19 protein-coding genes are annotated in these 21,009 nt (G+C 71.1%); 5 read left to right on the top strand and 14 right to left on the bottom strand.

Translation table 11 applies throughout. The features are described 5' to 3' along the window. Positions 1 to 183: 183 nt before the first annotated feature. From ACFVN5_RS04460 to ACFVN5_RS04440, 5 genes are all read right to left on the bottom strand, one after another. Positions 184 to 1,509 (bottom strand): ABC transporter substrate-binding protein, encoded by a 1,326-nt coding sequence (locus ACFVN5_RS04460; RefSeq protein WP_376953499.1) that lies wholly within the window; start codon positions 1,507 to 1,509, stop codon positions 184 to 186. A gap of 208 nt (positions 1,510 to 1,717) precedes the next feature. Further along, complete coding sequence (locus ACFVN5_RS04455; RefSeq protein WP_376953498.1) at positions 1,718 to 2,803, bottom strand: acyltransferase family protein; 1,086 nt, start codon at positions 2,801 to 2,803, stop codon at positions 1,718 to 1,720. A 119-nt stretch (positions 2,804 to 2,922) separates the two neighbouring features. Further along, positions 2,923 to 3,216 carry a hypothetical protein gene (locus ACFVN5_RS04450; RefSeq protein WP_376953497.1) on the bottom strand — a complete coding sequence of 98 codons (294 nt, stop codon included), beginning with the start codon at positions 3,214 to 3,216 and terminating at the stop codon, positions 2,923 to 2,925. A gap of 67 nt (positions 3,217 to 3,283) precedes the next feature. Continuing rightward, positions 3,284 to 4,573 carry a serine hydrolase domain-containing protein gene (locus tag ACFVN5_RS04445; RefSeq protein ID WP_376953495.1) on the bottom strand — a complete coding sequence of 430 codons (1,290 nt, stop codon included), beginning with the start codon at positions 4,571 to 4,573 and terminating at the stop codon, positions 3,284 to 3,286. 202 nt (positions 4,574 to 4,775) lie between these two features. After that, entirely contained in the window at positions 4,776 to 5,942 is a 1,167-nt protein-coding gene (locus ACFVN5_RS04440; protein WP_376953493.1) for an RtcB family protein, read from the bottom strand. Positions 5,943 to 6,412: 470 nt separating this feature from the next. Between ACFVN5_RS04440 and ACFVN5_RS04435 the strand changes: the two genes are divergently transcribed. After that, the gene (locus tag ACFVN5_RS04435) at positions 6,413 to 7,105 is read left to right on the top strand and encodes an alpha/beta fold hydrolase (protein WP_376953491.1); all 693 of its coding nucleotides are present in this window, start codon (positions 6,413 to 6,415) and stop codon (positions 7,103 to 7,105) included. A gap of 88 nt (positions 7,106 to 7,193) precedes the next feature. Here the strand turns inward: ACFVN5_RS04435 and ACFVN5_RS04430 are convergent, their stop codons facing one another. After that, positions 7,194 to 7,694: a pyridoxamine 5'-phosphate oxidase family protein gene (locus tag ACFVN5_RS04430; protein ID WP_376953488.1), complete on the bottom strand. Its 501-nt coding sequence runs from the start codon at positions 7,692 to 7,694 to the stop codon at positions 7,194 to 7,196. Between the two features lie 75 nt (positions 7,695 to 7,769). Here ACFVN5_RS04430 and ppk2 point away from each other — a divergent pair, with 75 nt between their 5' ends. Beyond that, positions 7,770 to 8,585 (top strand): polyphosphate kinase 2, encoded by an 816-nt coding sequence (gene ppk2 / locus ACFVN5_RS04425; RefSeq protein WP_376953486.1) that lies wholly within the window; start codon positions 7,770 to 7,772, stop codon positions 8,583 to 8,585. A 63-nt stretch (positions 8,586 to 8,648) separates the two neighbouring features. Here ppk2 and ACFVN5_RS04420 read toward each other — a convergent pair whose 3' ends face one another. Beyond that, positions 8,649 to 10,163 carry a trypsin-like peptidase domain-containing protein gene (locus ACFVN5_RS04420; RefSeq protein WP_376953485.1) on the bottom strand — a complete coding sequence of 505 codons (1,515 nt, stop codon included), beginning with the start codon at positions 10,161 to 10,163 and terminating at the stop codon, positions 8,649 to 8,651. Positions 10,164 to 10,391: 228 nt separating this feature from the next. Further along, entirely contained in the window at positions 10,392 to 11,786 is a 1,395-nt protein-coding gene (locus tag ACFVN5_RS04415) for a hypothetical protein (protein WP_376953482.1), read from the bottom strand. 238 nt (positions 11,787 to 12,024) lie between these two features. Here ACFVN5_RS04415 and ACFVN5_RS04410 point away from each other — a divergent pair, with 238 nt between their 5' ends. Next, on the top strand, positions 12,025 to 12,198 hold the full coding sequence (locus ACFVN5_RS04410; protein ID WP_376953480.1) for a hypothetical protein: 174 nt from the start codon (positions 12,025 to 12,027) through the stop codon (positions 12,196 to 12,198). A 102-nt stretch (positions 12,199 to 12,300) separates the two neighbouring features. Further along, complete coding sequence (locus ACFVN5_RS04405) at positions 12,301 to 13,497, top strand: DUF2510 domain-containing protein (RefSeq protein WP_376953479.1); 1,197 nt, start codon at positions 12,301 to 12,303, stop codon at positions 13,495 to 13,497. Here ACFVN5_RS04405 and ACFVN5_RS04400 read toward each other — a convergent pair. Together ACFVN5_RS04400 and ACFVN5_RS04395 are read right to left on the bottom strand one after the other, a co-directional pair. Beyond that, positions 13,481 to 14,218: a M23 family metallopeptidase gene (locus ACFVN5_RS04400; protein ID WP_376953476.1), complete on the bottom strand. Its 738-nt coding sequence runs from the start codon at positions 14,216 to 14,218 to the stop codon at positions 13,481 to 13,483. The genes ACFVN5_RS04405 and ACFVN5_RS04400 overlap by 17 nt on opposite strands. A gap of 1 nt (position 14,219) precedes the next feature. Then, positions 14,220 to 15,587 carry a hypothetical protein gene (locus ACFVN5_RS04395; RefSeq protein ID WP_376953475.1) on the bottom strand — a complete coding sequence of 456 codons (1,368 nt, stop codon included), beginning with the start codon at positions 15,585 to 15,587 and terminating at the stop codon, positions 14,220 to 14,222. 277 nt (positions 15,588 to 15,864) lie between these two features. Between ACFVN5_RS04395 and ACFVN5_RS04390 the strand changes: the two genes are divergently transcribed. Further along, positions 15,865 to 16,986 carry a DUF2510 domain-containing protein gene (locus ACFVN5_RS04390; RefSeq protein ID WP_376953473.1) on the top strand — a complete coding sequence of 374 codons (1,122 nt, stop codon included), beginning with the start codon at positions 15,865 to 15,867 and terminating at the stop codon, positions 16,984 to 16,986. A gap of 56 nt (positions 16,987 to 17,042) precedes the next feature. Here ACFVN5_RS04390 and ACFVN5_RS04385 read toward each other — a convergent pair whose 3' ends face one another. The 4 genes from ACFVN5_RS04385 to ACFVN5_RS04370 form a co-directional block, all read right to left on the bottom strand. Next, positions 17,043 to 18,218, bottom strand: a complete 1,176-nt coding sequence (locus ACFVN5_RS04385) for an NAD(P)/FAD-dependent oxidoreductase (protein ID WP_376953471.1) — start codon at positions 18,216 to 18,218, stop codon at positions 17,043 to 17,045. Between the two features lie 103 nt (positions 18,219 to 18,321). Beyond that, positions 18,322 to 19,374: a Gfo/Idh/MocA family oxidoreductase gene (locus ACFVN5_RS04380; protein WP_376953469.1), complete on the bottom strand. Its 1,053-nt coding sequence runs from the start codon at positions 19,372 to 19,374 to the stop codon at positions 18,322 to 18,324. After that, complete coding sequence (locus ACFVN5_RS04375; protein ID WP_376953467.1) at positions 19,374 to 20,144, bottom strand: amino acid ABC transporter ATP-binding protein; 771 nt, start codon at positions 20,142 to 20,144, stop codon at positions 19,374 to 19,376. Before ACFVN5_RS04375 ends, ACFVN5_RS04380 begins: the two co-directional genes overlap by 1 nt. Beyond that, the gene (locus ACFVN5_RS04370) at positions 20,141 to 20,932 is read right to left on the bottom strand and encodes an amino acid ABC transporter permease (protein ID WP_376953466.1); all 792 of its coding nucleotides are present in this window, start codon (positions 20,930 to 20,932) and stop codon (positions 20,141 to 20,143) included. Before ACFVN5_RS04370 ends, ACFVN5_RS04375 begins: the two co-directional genes overlap by 4 nt. Positions 20,933 to 21,009: the final 77 nt, after the last annotated feature.

The raw sequence follows: 21,009 nt of genomic DNA, 5'->3' as shown, positions 1-21,009 counted from the left end.
GGTCGGTCGACGGTGGCGCGCGGCATCCGTGGGTCGCCCGCGTCGGAGCCGTTGCGGTGGTCGGTCGGGTGCTCGCCCGCGTCGACGGATGCCGCGGCATCCGTCGCCTGGGAATCGGGCCGCCGGACCGGGGCGGCGTGCGCCGCCCCGGCCGACGTGGTGCTGATCGTGGTGCGCATGGAGCTACTCGACGATCGCCTCGATCTGGGCCTTCGCCTCGGACAGGAGCGCGGCATTGTCGGCGCCCGGCTCCACCGCCTTCTGCAGCAGCGGCGTGAGCACCGTGTCGACGATCTCCTGCCACTCGGGCGTGGCCGGTCGGGCGAGAGTCTGCGGCGCGTTGAGTGTCTCGAGCAGGGCGGCGTAGTGCTCCTTGCCCTCCTCGCCCTGCTTCGACTCGAACGCCGAGATGCGCGCGGCGAGGCCGAGCCACGAGTCCATCGAGAGGTCGTTGTGCTCGTAGGCGTAGGCGATGAAGTCCTTCGCCTCCTGCTGCTTCTTCGTGGCGGTCGGCACCGAGAGGTACCAGGCCCCCGGCACACCGGCGATGCCGCCGGGGCCGGCGATCATGGGGGCGGCTCCGATGCTGTCCTTCACGACCGCGTCGTCGGGTGTGCCCCTGTAGGCGTGGCCCCAGAACCGCATCATGGCGAGCTGACCCTGGTAGAAGAGGTTCTGCGCGCCGGCCCAATCGAGCTGCGCCGCGCCCGACGGCGCGAACGGCAGCAGGCTCGTGTAGTAGTCGAGCGCCTCGAGGTGCTCGGCGTCGTCGATGGTGACCTCGCCGCTCTCGGGGTCGAGCACCATGTGCTCCTCCCCGGCCTGCGAGACCGTCGCGAGCCACTCGGTCTCGACCGCGCCCTTCACGTCGGTGCCGTACAGGTCGACCTGGCCGTCGCCGTCGGTGTCGCGCGTGAAGAACTCGGCGACGTCGCGGTACTGCTCCCAGTCGGTGGGCGGGGCGAGGTCGTAGCCGTACTTCGCCTTGAAGGCGGCCTGCTCGGCCGGGTCCTCGAAGAGGTCCGTGCGGTAGAAGAGGATCTCGGAGTTGGTCCAGACCGGCATGCCGACGAACGAACCGTCGACCTGCGCCTCGCTCACGAGGCCTGGGAACAGGTCGGACTTCACGTCGTCGGTGAACAGGTCGTCGAGCGGCGTGACACCGTCGGCGAAGGCGCTCAGCCAGATCGCGTCGAGCGCGGCGATATCGAAGGACACCTGGCCCGAGGCGAGCTCTGACGAGATGCGGTCGTAGAGGCCGTCGTACGGCAGCTCGAGGAGGGTCACGGTCGTGCCGGTCTCCGCCTTGTAGGCGTCGGCGACCGGCTGCAGCTCGGCGAGGCCGCCGCCCTCGACGAGGACGGTGAGCTCGTCGTCGCCGGCTGCCGCCCCGTCGCCGTCGCCGACGCCGCAGCCGGAGAGCACGAGGGCCGCGGCGCTGAGGGCGGCGAGTGAGAGGGTGAGGCGGGTGCGCCTGGCGAGCGCCGTCGTGCGGGTGCGAAGCTTCATCACTTCGGCTCCATTCATGTCTGTGGCGTGATGGGGGAGTATGGAGTGCGTTGCCTAAACGTTTTGCCAAAACGTTTGATCAGACGTTAGACGCAGTCGGAGCCGTGCGTCAACACTTCGCGGATGCCAAAATCGGGATCCTCGTTTGGCAGTGGCTCGCGAGTTGCAGCGCGCCGAATGACATGGCGGGTGGATGCGGCGGCATCCGTCACTTGATGTACCGGTTCTCGTCGACGACGAGCTCCTGCACGGTCTTCGGTGCGTACTTGCGCGGGCGCAGCCGCATGGCCTGCTTCTCGATGATGAACCAGCTCGCCGCCGCGAGCGGGATCGTGCACGCCAGTCCCATGAGCGCGAAGGGGAGGATGCCCCACCGATAGACGCCGAGGGTCGCGAGGATCTGCTGCACGGGGAACGCGTACACGTAGACGCCGTAGGAGATGTCGTTGGCGAATCGGAGCCTGGGCGACTTGATGAGCGCGCCGACGCCGAGGAGCAGTACGGCGAGTGGGAGCGCGCCGAGCACGCGGTAGTCGGGGAGGAACATGGTGACGGCGACGGCGGCCGCGCAGCCGGCCAGGATCGGCCAGTTCACGGGGATCCGCGACTGGTAGAGGTAGACGACGGCGCCGGCGAGGAACATGAGGGCGAACCGGGCGACGACGTCGAGCTGCACGAACGAGACGTCGACGAATCGGGCCGCGATCGAACCGATGACGGCGAGCACGAACAGGGCGGGGACGACCAGCCGCCTGGTGAGGAGCCGCGTGAGTCCGAGCACCAGCACCCCGAGGTAGCAGAGGAACTCCCAGCGGAGCGTCCAGAGGGAGCCGTTCCACGCGTCGGGATACGGCACGTCCGTCAGGGTTCCATCGATGCCGGTCTGGTTGATCGAGAGGACCGCGTTGGAGATGACGTAGGACCCGTTCGACGGGCCGATGGACTGCCACGGCCACAGCCCGTCGGCGATCAGTGCCGAGAGCGGCGCCAGCACGAACGCGGTGATGATCAGGCACGTCCAGTAGCCGGGGAAGATGCGCAGCACTCGCGCGGCGAGGAACCGACCCCAGTCGGGATCGCGCATCCACGCGCCCACGATCAGGAATCCCGAGACCGCGAAGAAGCCGTCGACCCAGATCTGGCCCAGGAGCTGCCGGGCGGGCGCGAACTCCACCTCCGCACCCGACAGGGGGAAGGCGTGCCAGAAGATCACGCCGGCCGCGAGCACGAGCCGGATGAAGTTGAGCGAGTTCGCCTTCGGGTCGAACACCTCGGCGAGGGAACGGCGCGCCATCGCGTCGAACGTACCGCTCTGGGCCTCTAGACGCGAGGATTCCTCATGAATTGCCGTTCACGACTGACACGATCGTGCGGATGCCGCGACTCCGCGGCATCCGCTCGGTTCGTGAACCGTCAGCTCACCGACACGCGTCCGTACGCGTCGACCCGCACGATCTTGGTCTCGATCTTGCGGTTGACGACGCGGATGATGATCACGATGAGCCAGAGGCCCGCGGTGATGAGCACGAGCAGGAGGTTCCAGAACCAGCCGATGCGCTTCTTGCGCTGGAGCACGGCCTGGCCGGCGGAGACCGAGCTGACGGTCCAGCCCTGGTTCGCGTAGCGGGCGACCTCGGCGTTGAGGATCGCGGCGCGGGTGGTGTCGTCGACGGGGACAGGAGCTGAGCTGGGCTTCGGATTCGTCACAGGGTCGAGCGTACGCGTCGGATGCCGCGGGGCTGAAGCCCTTCTGCGCCAATCGTGAGCCGCGAACTCACTCGGATGCCGGCGCCGTCGGCGGCGGGTCATCCGGCACGAGTTCCGCGGCGAGCGACAGCGCGAGCGGCTCGGCGAGGTTCGGCAGCGACCCGAGCCAGTCCTCCTGCGAGTCGTGCGTGTACGTCACCGCGACCGCGATCGTGACCGAGCGCTCATCCTCGGCGCGCGAGGCGGGCAGGGTCACGACCGCACTCGCGTAGCCGCCGAACGAGGGCGTCTGCTTCACCCAGTCGCCGCTGAGGACGACGCCGAGCCCGTACGAGTAGTTCTCGTCCAGGGTGTGGCAGGCGCGGCATCCGTCGAGCGGCTCGCCGAACCCGATGAGCACCGGATCGATCATCGCCTGCCACGACTCCTCGTCGAGCACCTCGCCGCGGCCGACGATCGCGTCGAAGCTCGACGCCATGTCGCTGATCGTGGTGGTCTCGACCGCGCCGTCGGCGATCGTCCACGAGGGGTTCCAGAACGTCGAGTCCTCCCACGTGCCGCGCTCCGCGGTGAAGGCGTGCACGGCGGGCGACGGGATCGCCGGGCCCTGGTCCGCCACGATGTCGTCGAGGTCGAGCGGGTCGAGCACGTACTCGGCGATGAGGTCCTCGAGCGGCTGCCCGGTCGCCTCCTCGAGCACCTGCCCGAGCACGACGTAGCCGCTGTGCGAGTAGTCCCAGTTCTCACCCGGCTCGAACGTGCGCGGCTGGTCGATGCTGAGTTCGAGGAGCTCCTCGGTGGTCCAGGCGATGAACGGATCCTTCGTGAGCGTGTCGACGAAGCCCTCGTTGGCGACGTGGTCGGGATAGCCGGCGGTCATGTCCGCGAGCATCCGGGGCGTGACCTCGTCGGCCTCGGGCAGGTCGGGCAGGTACTCGTCGATCGGCTCGTCGAGGTCGATCACGCCCTCCTCGGCGAGCGCCAGCATCACGGTGCTCATGTACGTGATCGCGACCGCGCCGTTGCGGAACCGCCCGTCGAGCGTCACGGGCACGCCGCTCATCGCGTCGCCGAGCGCGGCCTGCGCGGCGACCTCGCCGTCCATGCGGATCTCGACGAGCAGCGACCCCAGCGCGTGCTCGTCGAAGTGCTCGGCCGCGGCGTCGTCGAGCATCGCCTGCACCGCGGCATCCGTCGTCGTCGCGCCGCCGTCGTCGGGCGTGGGCAATGCGGTCTGGGTGCCTCCGGCGTCGGTGGCGTCGGCGTCGGTCGGGCCGGCGGTGCAGCCGGCGAGCACGAGCACGGATGCCGCGACGCCGGCGATCCCGCCCACAACACGTCGAGTCGGGCTGGGCATGATCGGCTCCGATCCCCCGGTGCACGGCCGCAGCCGGCCGTGCGGCTCAGTTTTCTCCTCGGCTCGGATGCCCCGCAAGGCCCGCGTTCGGGCCGGTGCGGCCGGGCGCGCGGCACCGGCGGCGGCCGCGGCCCGCACGCTTCCCCCTGCGTGCGGGCCGCGGCCCGAGGCATCCGCTCGCGCTCAGCGCTCGCGCCTCGCCTCAGTCGCCCTTCACGTTCACGAGCTGCCGCAGCACGTGCCGCACCTTGACCAGCTCGGACGCGTCGGACATGACCCGGTCGATCGGCTTGTAGGCCTGCGGGATCTCGTCGAGGAACGCGTCGGTGTCCCGGAACTCGATGCCGACCATGGCCTCCCGCAGCTGCTCGTGGGTGAACAGCTGCCGGGCCTTCGTCCGCGAGTACTCCCGGCCGGCGCCGTGCGGCGACGAGTTGAGCGACATCGGGTGGCCGAGCCCCTCGACCACGTATGACGCGGTGCCCATCGAGCCGGGGATGAGGCCCGGCCGACCGAGGTCGGCCTGGATCGCGCCCTTTCGCGACACCCATACCCGCTTGCCGAAGTGCTCCTCGCTCTCGGTGAAGTTGTGGTGGCAGTTGATCCGCTCCTGCTCCTCCACCGGCGTCCCGACCCACTCGCCGACCTGCCGCGCGACGCGGTCCATCATCTCCTCCCGGTTGAGCAGCGCGAAGTGCTGCGCCCACCGGAGCTCGGCGATGTACCTCGTGAACTCGGGCGAACCCTCGACGAGGTAGGCGAGGTCGGGGTCGGGCAGGTCGATCCACCACTGCTTCGCCAGCCGCTTCGCGACGGCGATGTGGTGCTGCGCGATCTTGTTGCCCACGCCCCGGCTGCCCGAGTGCAGGAACAGCCACACCCGGTCGAGCTCGTCGACCGACACCTCGATGAAGTGGTTGCCGCTGCCGAGCGAACCGAGCTGCTCTCGCCAGTTCCCCGCGTACCGTGACGGGTCGAAGCCCTTCGCCTCGGCGAGCGCCTCGAGCTCCGCGATCCGCGGCACGGCGGTCGCGACGACCTTGCGGTTCTGCTTGCCCGCCGAGAGCGGGACGGCCCGCTCGATCTGCTCCCGCACCGGTCGCCGGTCGGTGGGCAGGTCGGATGCCGCGAACTGCGTCCGGACCGCGATCATGCCGCAGCCGATGTCGACGCCGACCGCCGCCGGCATGATCGCTCCGAGCGTCGGGATGACGGACCCCACCGTGGCGCCGAGGCCCAGGTGCGCGTCGGGCATCAGCGCGAGGTGCGGGTAGATGAACGGCATGGTCGACGAGGTGCGGGCCTGGTCGACGGTCTTGCCGTCGATCAGGCTCGCCCACGAGACGAGCCGCTTCGAGATGGTCTCCATGTTCCTTTCCTGTCTGGTGTGCTGTGCGGATGTCCCGAGCCCGGAGGGCTCCCGTCGCGCGCAGACAGGAAAGCACCCCGGGCCTCGAACGGGCACCGGGGTGACGAAGGTCGCGGTCGGATGCCGCGGCGTCAGGGTGCCTGGTCGAGAAGCTGGTCGAGTTCGCTCGGGCGATTCATCGCCGTGCAAGCTTGCGCCGTGCGGGCGCGCTCGATGGAAGGCTGATCGAACGTGCGCTGCAGATACACGGCCGTGTCCTTCCGTCCAGTTCCGGGGATGCTGCGCGGGATGCGCAGCTTTCGAACACTAGTGGTGCGGGCGGCGGGGCGTCAACGGCGTGTTTCGGTCCGAGCCTCGGGGTGGCGTTGTGGCGTTGTGGCGTTGTGGCGTTGTGGCGTTGTGGCGGTGCTCCCCGGAAGCACAACTCCTGTCCGGCGGTGATCGCAGCGTCCGGCAGCTAGCGTGGGCGCATGGAGCACCGGGTCATCGAGGTCGGCGGCGGCATCCGGATCGCCGTGCACCTGTCGGGTGAGCCGGGAGGGCCGTGGATGGTGCTGCTGCATGCGCTCGGCGAGCGAGCCGCTGACTGGGGCGCGGTCGCCGAGCACTTCGCCTCGACGTATCGCGTCGCGGCAGTCGACCTGCGCGGGCACGGGCGAAGCGAGTGGCCCGGCGAATACGCGTTCGAGCGGATGCGTGACGACGTGCTCGGCGTGCTCGATGGGCTCGGCGCCCGAGACGTGGTGCTCGTCGGGCACTCGCTGGGTGGTGTCGTCGCCTACCTGGTCGCGGAGGCGCAGCCCGAGCGCATCGCGCGGCTCGTCGTCGAGGACGCGTGCCCGCCGTACCCGCGCAACGGGCGGCCGATGGCGGCTCGGCCCGAGGGTCCGCTCGACTTCGACTGGGAGGTCGTGCCGCAGGTCCACGCGGAGCTCGACGATCCCGACCGGACGTCGTGGCCGGCGCTCGCGGACATCACCGCGCCGACGCTCATCGTCGCCGGCGGGCCGACGAGCCACGTGCCGCAGGAGCTGCTCGTCGTGGCCTCCGAGCACATCCCGAACGCCACGCTCGTCACGATCCCGGTGGGCCACAACGTGCACGCGACGGCATCCGACGCCTTCATCGAGGTCGTCGAGGGTTGGCTACGCGGCGCGGGCTGACCTCACGCCGCGGCCGACGTCGGTGCGATGTTCCGGTTGACCCTGAACGGGGGGCCCAGGCACCTCGACTGTCCACCGAAATTAGGCCCTACAGCAGCGGCACCCGGTGCTCCTCCTCGTCGAGCACCCACGCGTGGGACGCGGTCGCCCGATAGAGGCGATGCGGCGCGAAGCCGCTCACGTCAGAGGGACGCCAGGCACGCAACCCCTGCGCGACGGAGCGCTCGTTGAAGACCTCGAGCGGATCCGACAGGTCGCCCTCGGCGAGCTCCTCGGCGGTCGCCTCGACATAGACGGCGATCGCGCCGCCGACCGCCACCGTCGAGTCGAAGATCGCGATCGAGACCTCGGGCCGCTCGGCCACGTTGCGCGAGTGGCGCGTCTCGAACCGCGACACCCAGATGAACTCGCGCAGGTCGCGCTCCGCGAACCACACGGGAGTGGCCCAGGGGCGACCGGCGGTGTCGGCGGTGGCGAGCGTGAGGTAGGTGATCGCGTCGAGCACGCGGCGCGCGGCATCCGTCGCCGATTCACCGCGGATGAGCGGAGCGTTCGGCTCAGGGGGTGGGCTCGTCAGGTTGGTGGCCATTGCTCATGGCTACCAGTTCGGGCCTGCCGCGGGGAAGGCCCGAGGTCGTAGGCTTCGATCGCGAGGGGGTGCCGGATGACCAAGAAGATGCCGAAGGCGCTGTACGAGCGGGAGCTCATCTCGTTGCAGGCGAAGCTCGTCGACATGCAGGCGTGGGTGCAGCAGTCGGGTGCGCGCGTCGTGGTGATCTTCGAGGGGCGGGATGCCGCGGGCAAGGGCTCCACGATCAAGCGCGTGTCGGAGTACATGAACCCCCGTGTCACCCGGATCGTGGCGCTGCCGACGCCGAGCGCACGCGACAAGACCCGCTGGTACTTCCAGCGGTACGTGCCGCACCTGCCGGCGGGTGGCGAGATCGTGCTCATGGACCGCTCCTGGTACAACCGGGCCGGCGTCGAACGAGTCATGGGGTACTGCACGAACGAGGAGTACCACCGGTTCCTGCACCAGACGCCGATCTTCGAGCGTCTGCTCGTGGAGGACGGCATCATCCTGCTGAAGTACTGGTTCAGCGTGTCCGACATCGTGCAGGAGGAGCGGTTCCGGTCACGGCTCGACGACCCGATGCGCCGCTGGAAGCTCAGCCCGAACGACGTGCTGTCGATCACGAAGTGGGAGGACTACTCCCGCGCCAAGGACAACATGTTCATCCACACCGACATCGCCGAGGCCCCCTGGTACGAGGTGCGCAGCGACGACAAGCGGCGCTCGCGCATCAACATGATGCACCACCTGATCTCGAAGATCCCCTACGAGCGCGTCGAGCCCGAGCCGCTCGTGATCCCGCCGCGTCCGGCGCCTGGCGGGTACGAGCGGCCGCCGCGGGACTGGTCGAACATCGTGCCCGACTACGCGCAGGACCTGATCGACGGGCACGCGTCGGAGCAGTAGGGGCGGCGCACCGCCGTCGGGTCGGAGGACGGGACGGCCGGAGCCCGGCCGTCCCGCAGGGACTCACGCCTCGGGGAGGCGCGTGCCGCAGTTCGAACAGAAGTGGGCTCCTGCCGTGTTCACCGTTCCGCAGTTGGTGCAGACGACGGTCGCCGGGGCGGTCGGGGTCTGCGGTTCGGCGGTCGGCGGGCTTGGCGCGGCCGTGGGAGGCGGCGGCGCGGCAGCCGGAGCCGCGGGTGGCGGAGCCGGCGCGGCCGCAGGAGGCGGTGGGGCTGCAGCCGTCGGCTGCCCGGCGAACGCGGCGGGCGCCCCGGCCGACGGGGCGGCTGGCTGCGCAGCAGCAGGCGGTGCCATCGGCGGGGCGGCCGGCGGAGCGGCGGGCGGCGCCATTGGCGCCACGCCGCCACCGGGATGAACCGGTCCGGGACCCGCGACGGGCGGCCCGCCGACCGGCGGCCCGGGCGGCACCGGCGCCGCGGCGACTCCCGCCGCCTGCGGCTGACGACGTCGAAGCAGCACGACCAGGAGCACGACCGCTCCGGCGAGCACCACCAGCCCGAGCAGGCCGCCCATGACCGGCCAGAGGAGGCCGAACGGGCCGGCGCCCGTCGCCGCCGTGTCATCCGTCTTCTCGGGTTCGGCGGCCTCACCGCCGGTGGCCACGGTCTCCGCGACGGTGAACGGCACGTTGTTGCTCGTCAGGAAGGACTGCAGGTTGTCAGTATCGGTGATGAAGTTGAAGTTCTGCTGCTCGCCGATGATCAGGTAGCTGTTCACCCCGTAGACGCTGCCCTGCGGATCCACGGTCGGCCCGCCCGACATGCCCGGGCTGATGTCGGCGTTCACCTCGGTGCCGGCGACACCCGCCGTGCTGACCTGCTGGCTCGACGCGGTGCCGGACTTGAACGAGGCTCGGATCCGCGCACCGTCGACCACGCTGCTGACCGACCCCGGGAACCCGATCGCCGTGAGCTCCTGGCCGACGACGGGATTCTCCTCGGCGATGGCGAGCGCCGGCGTGTCCGACATCCCGGCCACGCGGAGCAGCGCAACGTCGCCGTCGTCGAAGGACTGGAAGTCGACGACCTGCGCAGTGAGCGGGTCGCCCGTGATCGCGGCCCCCTCGACATCGCCCGGTTGGATGACCTGGACCGTGCGTTCGACCTCGGAGCCGTCGGCTTCGCCCTCGACCGTCCAGTTCGCATACGCGTCTTCGAACAGCTCGGGCTGGCCGAGCTCCGCGAGCAACTGCTCCAGGAGCGCGGATCGGCCCTCATCCGGGTCGACGCAGTGTCCGGCAGTCACGATGTGACCGTCGGGGCTGGCGAACCACCCGGTGCAGAGGCTCGTCGCCTCGACGGGCTCCCACTCATTGCCATCGTCGTAGGGCACGAGGACGTACCCGCTGTACGTTGTGCCGACCAGGAGGATCGACTTCTCGATCTGCTGTTCGACGGTCTCCTCCGCCCGGGCCGTCGGCGCAACCGACAGCACCATCGCCGCGGCGAACAGCCCGGCGAGACCTACCGCCAGCGGCCCGGGGACAGATGCCCGCGCGACCGCCCGCTCAGTGATCATGATCTTCACCTTCCTCGGACGAGGAAGTCGATGGTGCTCGGCGCCGTTCGGGGCGCACCCATTCGCGTGGGGTTCCCAGGGGCATCATCGCCGACCCCGATGCCCGGCGTCATCACCGGTTCGCTTCGGAATGTATGCCCACGTTGCGATTGCGGTCAGCCCCAGTACACGGCACGTGCGCGCATCGAATCCGCACCGCGGGCGGAACGCGAGGTGCGGCGGCGGGCGCTACTCGGCGCCGAGCGCGTGCCGCGCGTACCGGTACTTCTCCGCGAGGCGCACCTGCATGTCGTAGTCGAGCCGGCGCAGGCGCCACGCCGACGTGTTGTCGTCGATGTCGGCGAGCTTCACCCGCAGGGCGATCGGGTCGCGACGGATGCGCGCGTAGTACTCGTCGGGCGACACCTCGGGTCGGCGCGTCAGCAGCTGGGCGACGACCACGATCTCGGGCAGCACACCGGCCTCGAGCAGTTCCTGCTCGGTGACGGGGGTGTCCTCGAGCACGTCGTGCAGCCACGCAGCCGCGGACTCGACGGGCTCGGCCACCGGGTCGAAACGCTCGGCGATGCGTCCGGGGTGGTCGATGTACGGCAGTCCGCTGCGGTCGAGCTGGCCGCGGTGCGCGACGAACGCGATCCCCTTCGCGAGCGAGACCTGCGCGATCGCCTCGGCCGCCGTCAGTGACAGGGCCGCCTCAGGTGCGGGCGCGGGCGCGGGCGCGGGCTCCGCGATGCCGGTGGCGTCGGATGCCGCCGCGAACGGCCGCTCGACCGTCGCCGTCGTCGACTCCATCATCATCGTCTCGAACTCCTCGGTCATCGGGTCCACGTCGTCGGTCTCCCCTTCGTCGGTGCGGTCGGTCGGTTCGGCGGGCTCGGGTGCATCGGATGCCTGGGGTTCCGTAGCAGGAAGCGGTTCGAACATGTCGGCATCGACAGCGTGGTCGCCGGTGCCCTCGGATGCCTCGTCCGGCGTCGAGTCGACTGCGGGCTCGCCGTTCGCGGCATCCCAAGGCTCGTCGGTCGGCTCCGGTTCGGTCGTCGCTTCGGGCTCGCGCTCGGGGGCGGGCTCGAGTTCCGACTCGGCCTCTTCGGCCGCCGTCCACTCGACCCTGACCGCCGTCCACTCGACCTCCGCCGCCGACTCGACGACGGTTTCCGACTCGTCGCCATCGGCATCGGCGTGGGCGTCGGCGTCGACCCCGTCCACTTCGGCGATCGGATCCCGCCCGCGCACCGGACGCACGAAGCGCAGCTCGGCCTCGAGCTCGCCGAGTTCGCGTTCGTCGAGCTCGAGCAGCGAGCGCGTGCCGCTCTCGCGGCGGCGCTCGAACGAGACCTCGTCCACCTCGGTGAGGTTGTCGCCGTCGCGGGTCGTGAAGTACCGGCGGCGCGAGCCGTCGGTCACCGCGACGATGACCGCGTCGTAGTCGCCGCTCGGCTCGAACGAGCTCAGGAAGTAACGGCGACGATCGGGCAGCGGGTGCCGCGGCGCCTCGACCGGAGCAACCTCGGGCCGCCGCGCGTGCGCACCGGCTCGGCGCGAACGCTCCCCCGGACGCTCGAGCTCCGCCGAGGGCGCGCCGAATCCGGACACGTGCTCGTCTTCGGCGGGGGCGGTCAACCGTGCTCCAGGGGGCGGCTGGTCCGTCGGGTCGGCGGAACTGGTGGGGACTGCGGGCTTGGATGTTCGGATGCGGCGGGCGGGGCACCCGCGCACGTTTGATGGTAGGGCGTAACCACCATCGCCGCAGCCGCGCGGCCCGGCATGCCCCAACTTCACCGGATGCCGCGGCATCCTGCAGGAGTACCGTGGACGGGTCGGCGGCGCCCGGCCGCCGGGACACGAAGGGGGAACCACCGTGGCCGATTTCGAAGCGCAGGCGGCGATCTCGAAGGCGCGTGAGGCCGCGAGTCTCGCGAGCTACGACATCCAGAAGCTGCCCGAGGACTCCGTCGAGCGCCAGGCGCTCCACAACCTGCTGACCGCGGTCGACTCCCTCGTCGCCGCCGTCGACTCCGACGACGCCGGCTGATAGGACTGCGGCGGGCACCGGCGGTCCTCGGCATCCAGCTGCCCAGATACCGATCTGCCAACGTTCCGAACCGGCGGGCGCCGCGTCTGCCACGATCGAGGCATGAGCGACCCGACGAAGGCCCCGGCCGGGTGGTACGAAGACGGCTCGGGTGGGCGGCGGTACTGGGACGGTGAGGCCTGGACGCAGTACACCGCGCCGGCGGATGCCACGGCGACGACGCCCATCGGGAACGACGACCCGACCGTCCCGTTCGACGGGCCGACGATCCCGTATGTCTGGGGAGGGGGCGCAGCGACGGGCGACGCATCCGCGTACGGGGAGGGCGTGCCGGCGGCATCCGGGTACGGCGACACGGCGACCGTGCCGAGCGGGTGGAACGACCCGACCGCGCGATACGACGACCCCGACCTGAGCGCGTTCACGGCGAGCCCCACCGCGCCGACCGAGGACTACGGCGCGCAGTACGTCGGGCAGAACGGCCCGCTGTACGGCCCGCAGCCGACGATGGTCATGGCGCCGCAGCATCCGTTCACCGAGCCGTCGAACCCGGGGCCGAACGTGGTCGGCATCATCGCGCTCGTCGTCGCGACCGCGGGGTTCGTGTTCGCATGCATCCCCGACGTGATGGGCATCGCGTGGATCCTGCTGCCCGTCGCGTTCGTGCTGTCGCTCGTCGGGCTTTTCGCGCGCGGCGCGAAGTGGCCGGCCGTCACGGGGCTCGTCATCTCGATCGTCGCGACGGTCGTCGGCATCGTGGTGTTCGTCAACGCGCTCATCGGCTCGTTCGGCGACGTGTGGGACACGATCGACGACGCGATCCCCGACGCTTCCGACATCCCGCAGCCCGGCGACGATTCCCCGTTCGGCGAGCCCGAGCAACCGGCCGCGCCCGTCGGGAACCTCGCGTTCGGCGACACCATGACCTGGGACGACGGCGTCGCCCTCACGGTCTCGGCGCCCGAGGCCTACACGCCGAGCGCGTTCGCGGTCGGCTCGACGCTCGCGAGCAACGTCGTCTTCACGATGACGATCACGAACAACTCGACCGAGAACCTGCAGCCCGTGCCGTTCCCGACGCTGACGTCGGGCGATCAGGAGGCCAGCCAGATCTTCGACGTCGGCGAGGACCTCGAGGGCAACGGCGACGACGTCGGCATCCCGCCCACCGCGATCGTGCCGCCGGGCGGCTCGCTCTCGTGGCGCGTCGCGTGGTCGGTCGCCGATCCGGCCTCGCTCACGATGGAGGCGTCGCCGAGCTTCGCCTACGCGAACGCGACGTTCACGAACGTGCCGTAGCGACCGACCGGATCCGCTCGCGCCGCCCCGGCACCCCGTCGGCGACCGGGTCCCAGACCCCGTCGTGCTGCACCTCGTAGGCGCGGAACGCGCACGGGATGCCGTTCGCCGACAGGAGGTCGGGCGAGTCCATGAGTTGGAAGTGCAGGTGCGGCGACGTCGAGTTGCCGGTGTGGCCGACGCGCCCGAGCAGGTCGCCGGCCGCGACGCGCTGTCCCGGTTCGACCGCGACCGTGCCGGGCGCGATGTGGGCGAAACCCGCGTAGACCTCGCGCCCACCGGACGCAGGCAGGGTCGCGCGCAGGATCACGTGGTTCCCCATGATCGACGGCAGCTTATCGGGCGTGAACGTCACGGCGTTCTTGAGCATGCGGAAGATCTCGCCCGTCGGCACGATCCACTCGCGCTCGGCCATGCCGTCGACCGCGGCCACGACCTCGCCGTCGAACGGCGCGTGGATCGGCTGGCCCCACGCATAGCACTCGCGCGTGCGACCGCCGACCGTCTCGGTGCGCCATGGCCCACCGGGATGCACGTGCACGCCGGGCCGGTCGTCGACCTTCACGAAGTCGTACGCGTAGCGCTGCCCGAGCATGTCCGTGCCGTGGCTCGGCACGCGGTAGGCGGGCGTCGTCACCGCCATCCATCCCTCGCCGCGCAGCGGGAAGTCCACGACGACGGGCGCGTCGAGCTCGGCCGGACGACCCGCGGCAGCGGCCACCTCAGTACCGCCAGCGCACGGCGTCGGCCACGTTCTGGGGCGGGCGTCCGCCGTACGCGTCGGCCTCGTGCCGCCGCACCGCGACGTACGCGTCGAGCAGGACGTCGCCGAACACCTCGCGGTAGAACGCGCTCCCGTCGAGCAGGTCGAGCGCCGCCGCGAGGTCGGCGGGCAGGCGACGGATGCCGCGCGCCGCACGCTGCTCGTCGGTGAGCCGTCCGGGGTCGATCTCGACCGGCTCGGGCAGCCGCGCGCTGCGGCGCACGCCGTCGACGGCCGCCGCGAGGACCGCCGCAACCGCGAGGTACGGGTTCGCCGCGGCATCCATCGGCTTCACCTCGAGGTTCGCCTGGCTGGCATGCGCGAGCACGTCGACAGTCTGCCCGGTGACGTAGCGGATCGCCGCCTCGCGGTTCGCCGGTCCCCAGCAGATGTCGGCGCCGGCCCAGCTGCGCGGGCTCAGGCGCACGAACGAGAGGACGCTGCCGCCGAGGAGCGCGACGCCCTCCTCGAGCCGGTCGAGGATGCCGGCGATGAGGTGCCCGCCCTCCCACGTGACGCCGAGCCGGGTTGCCGGGTCGACGAGCAGCGCCTGCCCGTCGCGGGTCGCCGACAGGTGCACGTGGCATCCGTTCGTCGCGCCGCCGACGAGCGGCACGGGCGAGAACGACACGAGGAGGTCGTGCGCGGCGGCCGTGCGGAGGATCACGATGCGCGCGAGCGCGAGGTCGTCGACCGCGCGCAGCGGGTCGCGCGGCGCGAGCGCGAGCTCGTACTGGGCGGGTCCGAACTCGGGGTGGAACTGCGCGACCGGCACGCCGGCGGTGTCGAGCGCGTCGAGCACGTCGAGCATCCACGCCTCGACGTCGAGGGTCGCGCGTGTCGAGTACCCCGGCCCCTGCGCGGCGAGCTCGGGCTCGGCCGGGGTGCCGCGGAACAGCGTGAACTCGAGCTCGAACCCGATCAGGAAGTCGAGGCCGGCGGCCGTGGCATCCGCTGCCACCCGGCGAAGCGCGGAGCGCGTGCAGGTCGGATGCACCGTGCCCTCGAGCGTGTGCAGGTCGGCGGGCGCCCACGCGAGCCCGGTCGCCGGGTCGAGCATCGCCGCGGCCGACAGGTCGGGGATGCCGCGGAGGTCGCCGACGATCGGATCGAGCGCCGCCGTCTCGTTGAGGTGGTCGTCGACGGAGAACAGGAACCCGACGCTGTTCGAGATCGTGATGCCGTGCGACGCCGCTCCGGCGAGCGCCCGCGCCGGCAGCACCTTCGCCCGCGAGATCGAGGCGTTGTCGTGATAGCTCACGAGCAGCGCGCGCACCTGGTCGAGGTCGACGGATGCCGCGCCGACGCTGTCGTTCGAAGTCCCCATGTCGTTCCTCCCCGGCGGGCCGAACCTATCCCGGGGCGGGCCCTCCCGGCAACGGCGGGGCGTGTCGGTGCGGCAGGGGGGGAGGTTCCCTCCGGCGCAGGACGGAATTCGTCGACCAGTCGATTTGTCGATTTGTCGATTTGTCGATTTGTTTACTCGTGAAGGTCGATTTGTTTACTCGTGAACATTGCGACCGACTCTGCAGAGGGCACATGTACCCCGATCTGGGGCGGGCCCGTCCCCCACGCGCCGAAGGCCCTCTGCCAGCATCGAAGGCATGACTGACGCACGGATACCCGCAGGCTGGTACCCCGACGGATCCGGCGACCTCCGCTACTGGGACGGGAACGCGTGGACGGAGCACACGGCGCCCGGCCCGGCGGCCGCGGCGCCGGGTGAGGCGACCACCGCGCCCGCCGACGCGGCATCCGCCGGCGACACCGCCGTGCTCCCCGAGGACACCACGTGGCGCGAGTCGCCCACCGAGGTCGTGCCGCCGGTCGCCCTCGCTCCGCCTGACGCGGGCGGCGTGCCGCCGATCCCGGCGGCGCCCGCCGCGCCGACGCAGCCGTACGGGCCCGCCGCCGGGCAGGCCCAGCCGTACTACGCCGCCACCGGCGCGCCGGTCGCGGTCGCGGAGCAGCCCGGCGCTGCACCCTCGACGAAACCGCACGTGCTCGCGATCGTCGCGCTCGTGGTCGCGGCGGTCGGCTTCATCTTCGCGTGCATCCCGGGCGTCTTCATCGTCGGCTGGGTGCTGTTGCCGATCGCGTTCATCCTCTCGATCGTCGCATTCTTCCTGAAGGGCGCGAAGTGGCCGGCGATCACCGCGCTCGCGCTGTCGGTCGTCGGCACGATCGTCGGCGTGGTCATCTTCGTCGTCGTGGTGTCGGGGGCGGTCAACCAGGCGGTCGAGGAGTTCGACGACGCGATCGCCGAGGCATCCGAGGCGGCCGAGACGCCGCTCGACCAGGAGGAGCCGGCCGAGGAGCCCGAGACCGCACCGGTCGGCAACCTCGCCTTCGGCGACACCATGGTGTGGGAGGACAACGTGGAGCTGACGGTCTCGGCGCCCGAGCCCTACACGCCGACGGAGTTCGCGGCAGGCGCGACGCTCCCGAACAACATCGTCTTCACAATGACGATCACGAACAACTCGACCGAGAACCTCGAGCCGCTGCCGTTCGCGCAGCTGTCGTCGGGTGGCCAGGAGGCCAGCCAGATCTTCGACATCACGGGCGACGGCGAGGACGTCGGCGTGCCGCCGACCACGGTGATCCTGCCGGGCGAGTCGGTCACCTGGCGCACCGCCTGGTCGGTCGCCGACCCGGCGTCGCTCACGATGCAGGTCGCCCCGAGCTTCGCCTACGAGGATGCCGTCTTCACCAACATCCCATAGCCCACGAGCGAGCGGATGCCGCGTCCCCCCAAGCCCCGCGGCATCCGCTCACCCGCCTACTGCTGCGCCACGGGCGCCCACGCGCCGGTGCCCACGGCGTCGGGAACGACCTCGGCGTCGAAGCGGTCGACGCCGAAGGCCGTCAGCACGGGCGACGGGGTGCCGGTCAGGATCTCCTCGGCCAGCAGCTCGCCGAGCACGAGCCCGAGCGTCGCGCCCGAGTGCGTGAACACCGCGAAGAGGCCGTCGATCGCAGGCACCGCGCCGACGACCGGCTCGCCATCGCCCGGGATGGGCTTCAGCCCAGCGCCGACGTGATGCGCGGTCAGCTGCGGATTGCCCGCGAGCACCTTCGACGCCTCGTCGAGCAGGCCTTGCACGGACTCCTCGGGCACGGTGATCGCCCCGTCGTCGCCGACGAGCACCGACTGCTCCGCCCAGTCCGCGTCGAGCACGAGCCGCCCGTCGGGCGTCGGACGGACGGCGACGCGGGGCGTGTTCAGCACGGTCGTGACCTCGATGTCCACGGGGTCGGTGAACAGCACGAAGGCGGCGGGCGTGGCATCCGGAACCGCGACGCCGAGCGAGGCGAGGTCGGCCGGCACCGCCGGACCCGTCGCGAGCACGACCCGGTCGGCGGCCACGCGCGTGCCGTCGCCGAGGATCACGCCGGTCGCGGCACCGTCCTGCACGTCGACGCGCACGTCGCCGGCCTGCTCGACGACCTGCGCGCCCGCGGCGACGACCTCCTCGACGAGCGCGGCGATGAGGTCGGGCAGGCTCACCCAGCCCTCGCCGGGATTGAAGATCGCGCCCTCCTCGGCGACTGCGGAAGAATCCACGTCGGGGGCGACGCGGGCGACATCGGCCCGGTCGACCCAGATCGCGTCGTAGCCGCCGGCCCGCTCGAACGCGAAGGTCTTGGCGAAGCTCTCGCCCGGTGCCGCCCACTTCAGCGCGCCGTCGAAGCGCAGGTACGCGCGGCTCTCGGGGTGCTGCGCGCTCCACGTGCGGTAGCGGTCGAGCGCGAGAAGGCGCAGGTAGTGGTACTCGGCCGAGCGGTCGCCCGACGAGTTGAGCCAGGCGATCGAGCGACCGGATGCCCCGTCGGCGAGCGCGCCGGCGGTGAGCAGCGTCACCCGGGCGCCGCCGCGGGCGAGGTGGGCGGCAGTCGAGGCGCCGAGGATGCCGCCGCCGATGACGGCGACGTGGGTGGGCTGGGTGATGGTCATGCTGGTGGTTCGCTTCCTGTGGTCGAAGTCGGTGTCGAACGTCGGTCTCGAGGGTCGGGTCGGCGGTCGGAGCCACCCGAGGGCGGCTCTGCGGGCCGGGGCGTCAGGCGCTGACGGATGCCGCGGCGTGCGCCCGCTCGATGAGCTCGAGCACCGCGACGGCGTCGGCGGGGTCGACGGGCAGCGGTCCCCCGTCGTGAATCGCGACGGCGAGCCGGCGGTAGAACTCGCCGTAGTCGCCGCGCTGGGTTGGCACGCGCCGGATTTCGCCGTCGGCGCCGAGCACGCCCCAGCGGGCCTCGGGCGTCTCGCCGAACCCGGGGTCGCCGGGCAGCGCGCCCGCGAGGAGCGACGGCTCCTGCACGTCGAGCCCCCACGTGGTGTAGCCGGCGCGCGAGCCGAGCACGTGGAAGCGCGGCCCGGACAGTGGGGCGACGGCGCTCATCCAGAGGTGCGAGGTGACGCCCGAGTCGTGCTGCAGCGCGAGGAACACGTCGTCGTCGGCTGCGGCCGCAGGCCGACGGCGGGCGATCTCGGCGTGGAGGTCGGACACCGGCCCGAACAACTGCACGGCCTGGTCGATGAGGTGCGTGCCGAGGTCGTAGAGGATGCCGCCGGCCTCCGCCGCCGACGCCTCGGTCTTCCACGACGCGGCGGGCTCGGGCTGCCACCACTCGAAGCGCGACTCGAACCGGCGCACCTCGCCGAGCTCACCCTCCGCGACGAGGTCCTGCAGCGTGCGGAAGTCGCCGTCCCACCGCCGGTTCTGGAACACCGTGAGGCGCCGGCCGAGCAGCTCGGCCTCGGCGATCAGGCCGCGAGCCTCGTGGGCCGTCGTCGCGAACGGCTTGTCCACTACGACGTCGAGACCCGCCTCGAGCGCCTCGTCGGCGAGGGCGGCGTGCGTGCCGCTCGGCGAGCCGATGACGACGAGGTCGAACTCCGCGGCATCCGCCAACAGCTCGTCGGGCGTCGCCATGATGCGGGCACCCGGATGCCGCGTGGCCGCCGCCGCGCTGCGCGACGGGTCCCGCGTCACGATGGCGTCGAGCGAGTAGTCGGGGTTCGCCGCGAGGAACGGCGCGTGGAAGATGCGACCCGAGGTGCCGAATCCGATGACCGCGGTCCGGATCGGCGGGCGCGCGGCATCCGCCATCACAGCACCTCCGAGAGGAAGCGCTGCAGGCGTTCGCTCTGCGGGCGGTCGAACAGGTTCGCGGGCGGGCCGGACTCGACGACGCGGCCCTCGTCCATGAAGACGACCTGGTCGGCGACCTTGCGGGCGAAGCCCATCTCGTGCGTGACGACGAGCATGGTCATGCCGCGCTGCGCGAGGCCGGCCATGAGGTTGAGCACGCCCTTGACGAGCTCGGGATCGAGCGCACTCGTGGCCTCGTCGAACAGCATGACCTCGGGCTCCATGGCGAGTGCCCGGGCGATCGCGACGCGCTGCTGCTGCCCGCCCGAGAGGTCGCGCGGGCGGTGGTCGGCGCGCTCGGCGAGGCCCACCTCGGCGAGCCGCTCGCGGGCGATGCGCAGCGACTCGGCCTTCGAGAGGCCCTTCACGTTCCGCAGCGCGAGCGCGACGTTCTGCTCCGCGGTGTGGTCGGGGAACAGGTTGAAGTGCTGGAACACGAGGCCGATGCGCTTGCGCACGGTGTCGGGCTTCTGCTTCAGCACGCTGTCGCCGGCGAGCCGTACGTCGCCCGACTTGGGCTCGTGCAGTCGGTTGACACCGCGCAGGAGCGTCGACTTGCCCGAGCCCGAGGGCCCGATGATGCAGGTCGTGGTGCCGGGCGCAACGGTGAGGCTCACGTCCTGCAGCACCTCGATGTCGCCGTAGGCCATGGTCAGGTCGACGAGCTCGAGGCTCGAGCCCTCGTAGAAGTGGCCGTCGGTGACGGGCACGGGCGAGGTGTAGGTCATGAGTTCTCTCCGTAGGTGAGCGCGACCGGCGTCGCCCGCTGCTCCTCGACCTCGTCGAGGCCGCTCTTCGGCGGGGTGGCCTTGCGGCGTCCGGTGCGGAAGCGGTTGTCGAAGTAGTTCACGAGGTGCGTGAGGGGGACCGTGATGACGAGGTAGAAGAGGCCGGCCATGACGAGCGGCGACAGGTTGCCCGTGAGCACGGCGGCATCCTGCCCGACGCGGAAGAGCTCACGCTCGGACACGAGCAGGCCGAGGAAGTAGACGAGGCTGGAGTCCTTCACGATGGCGATGAACTGGTTGACCAGCGCGGGCAGCACGCGGCGCACGCCCTGCGGCACGACGACGAGCCGCATGGCCTTGCCGTAGCTCATGCCGAGCGCGCGGCACGCCTCGAGCTGGCCGCGGTCGACGCTCTGGATGCCGGCGCGGAAGATCTCGCCGATGTAGGCGCTCGCGATGAGGCTCAGGGCCAGGATGCCGAGCGGGTACGGCGACGGACCGAACAGCTGCTGGCTGAATCGGGCGAAGCCCTGCCCGATGAGGAGGATCGTGAGGATCGCCGGCAGGCCGCGGAAGATGTCGGTGTAGACGCGCGCCGGGATGCGCAGCCACCGCGAGGGCGAGATGCCCATGATCGCGATGACCATGCCGAGGACGATGCCGATGACGGTCGCCCAGATCGAGATGACCAGCGTGTTGACCAGTCCGATGCCGAGCAGCTGCGGGAACACCTGCCACATGGCCTCGAAGTCGAAGAAGGTCCTGATGATGTTGTCGAGCCAGTCCATGGTTCGAATCGCTTTCGTTCGCGGGAACGGTGGGGGCGGTGCGGGCCGCGCGAGGTCTCTTGGGGACCGGGCCGACC

It is taken from the genome of Agromyces sp. NPDC057865, assembly GCF_042796995.1.
In the GTDB taxonomy this organism is placed as follows: Bacteria; Actinomycetota; Actinomycetes; order Actinomycetales; family Microbacteriaceae; genus Agromyces.
The sequence above is the reverse complement of the archived record's forward strand: the minus strand, read 5'-3'. Positions and strand labels throughout refer to the sequence as shown.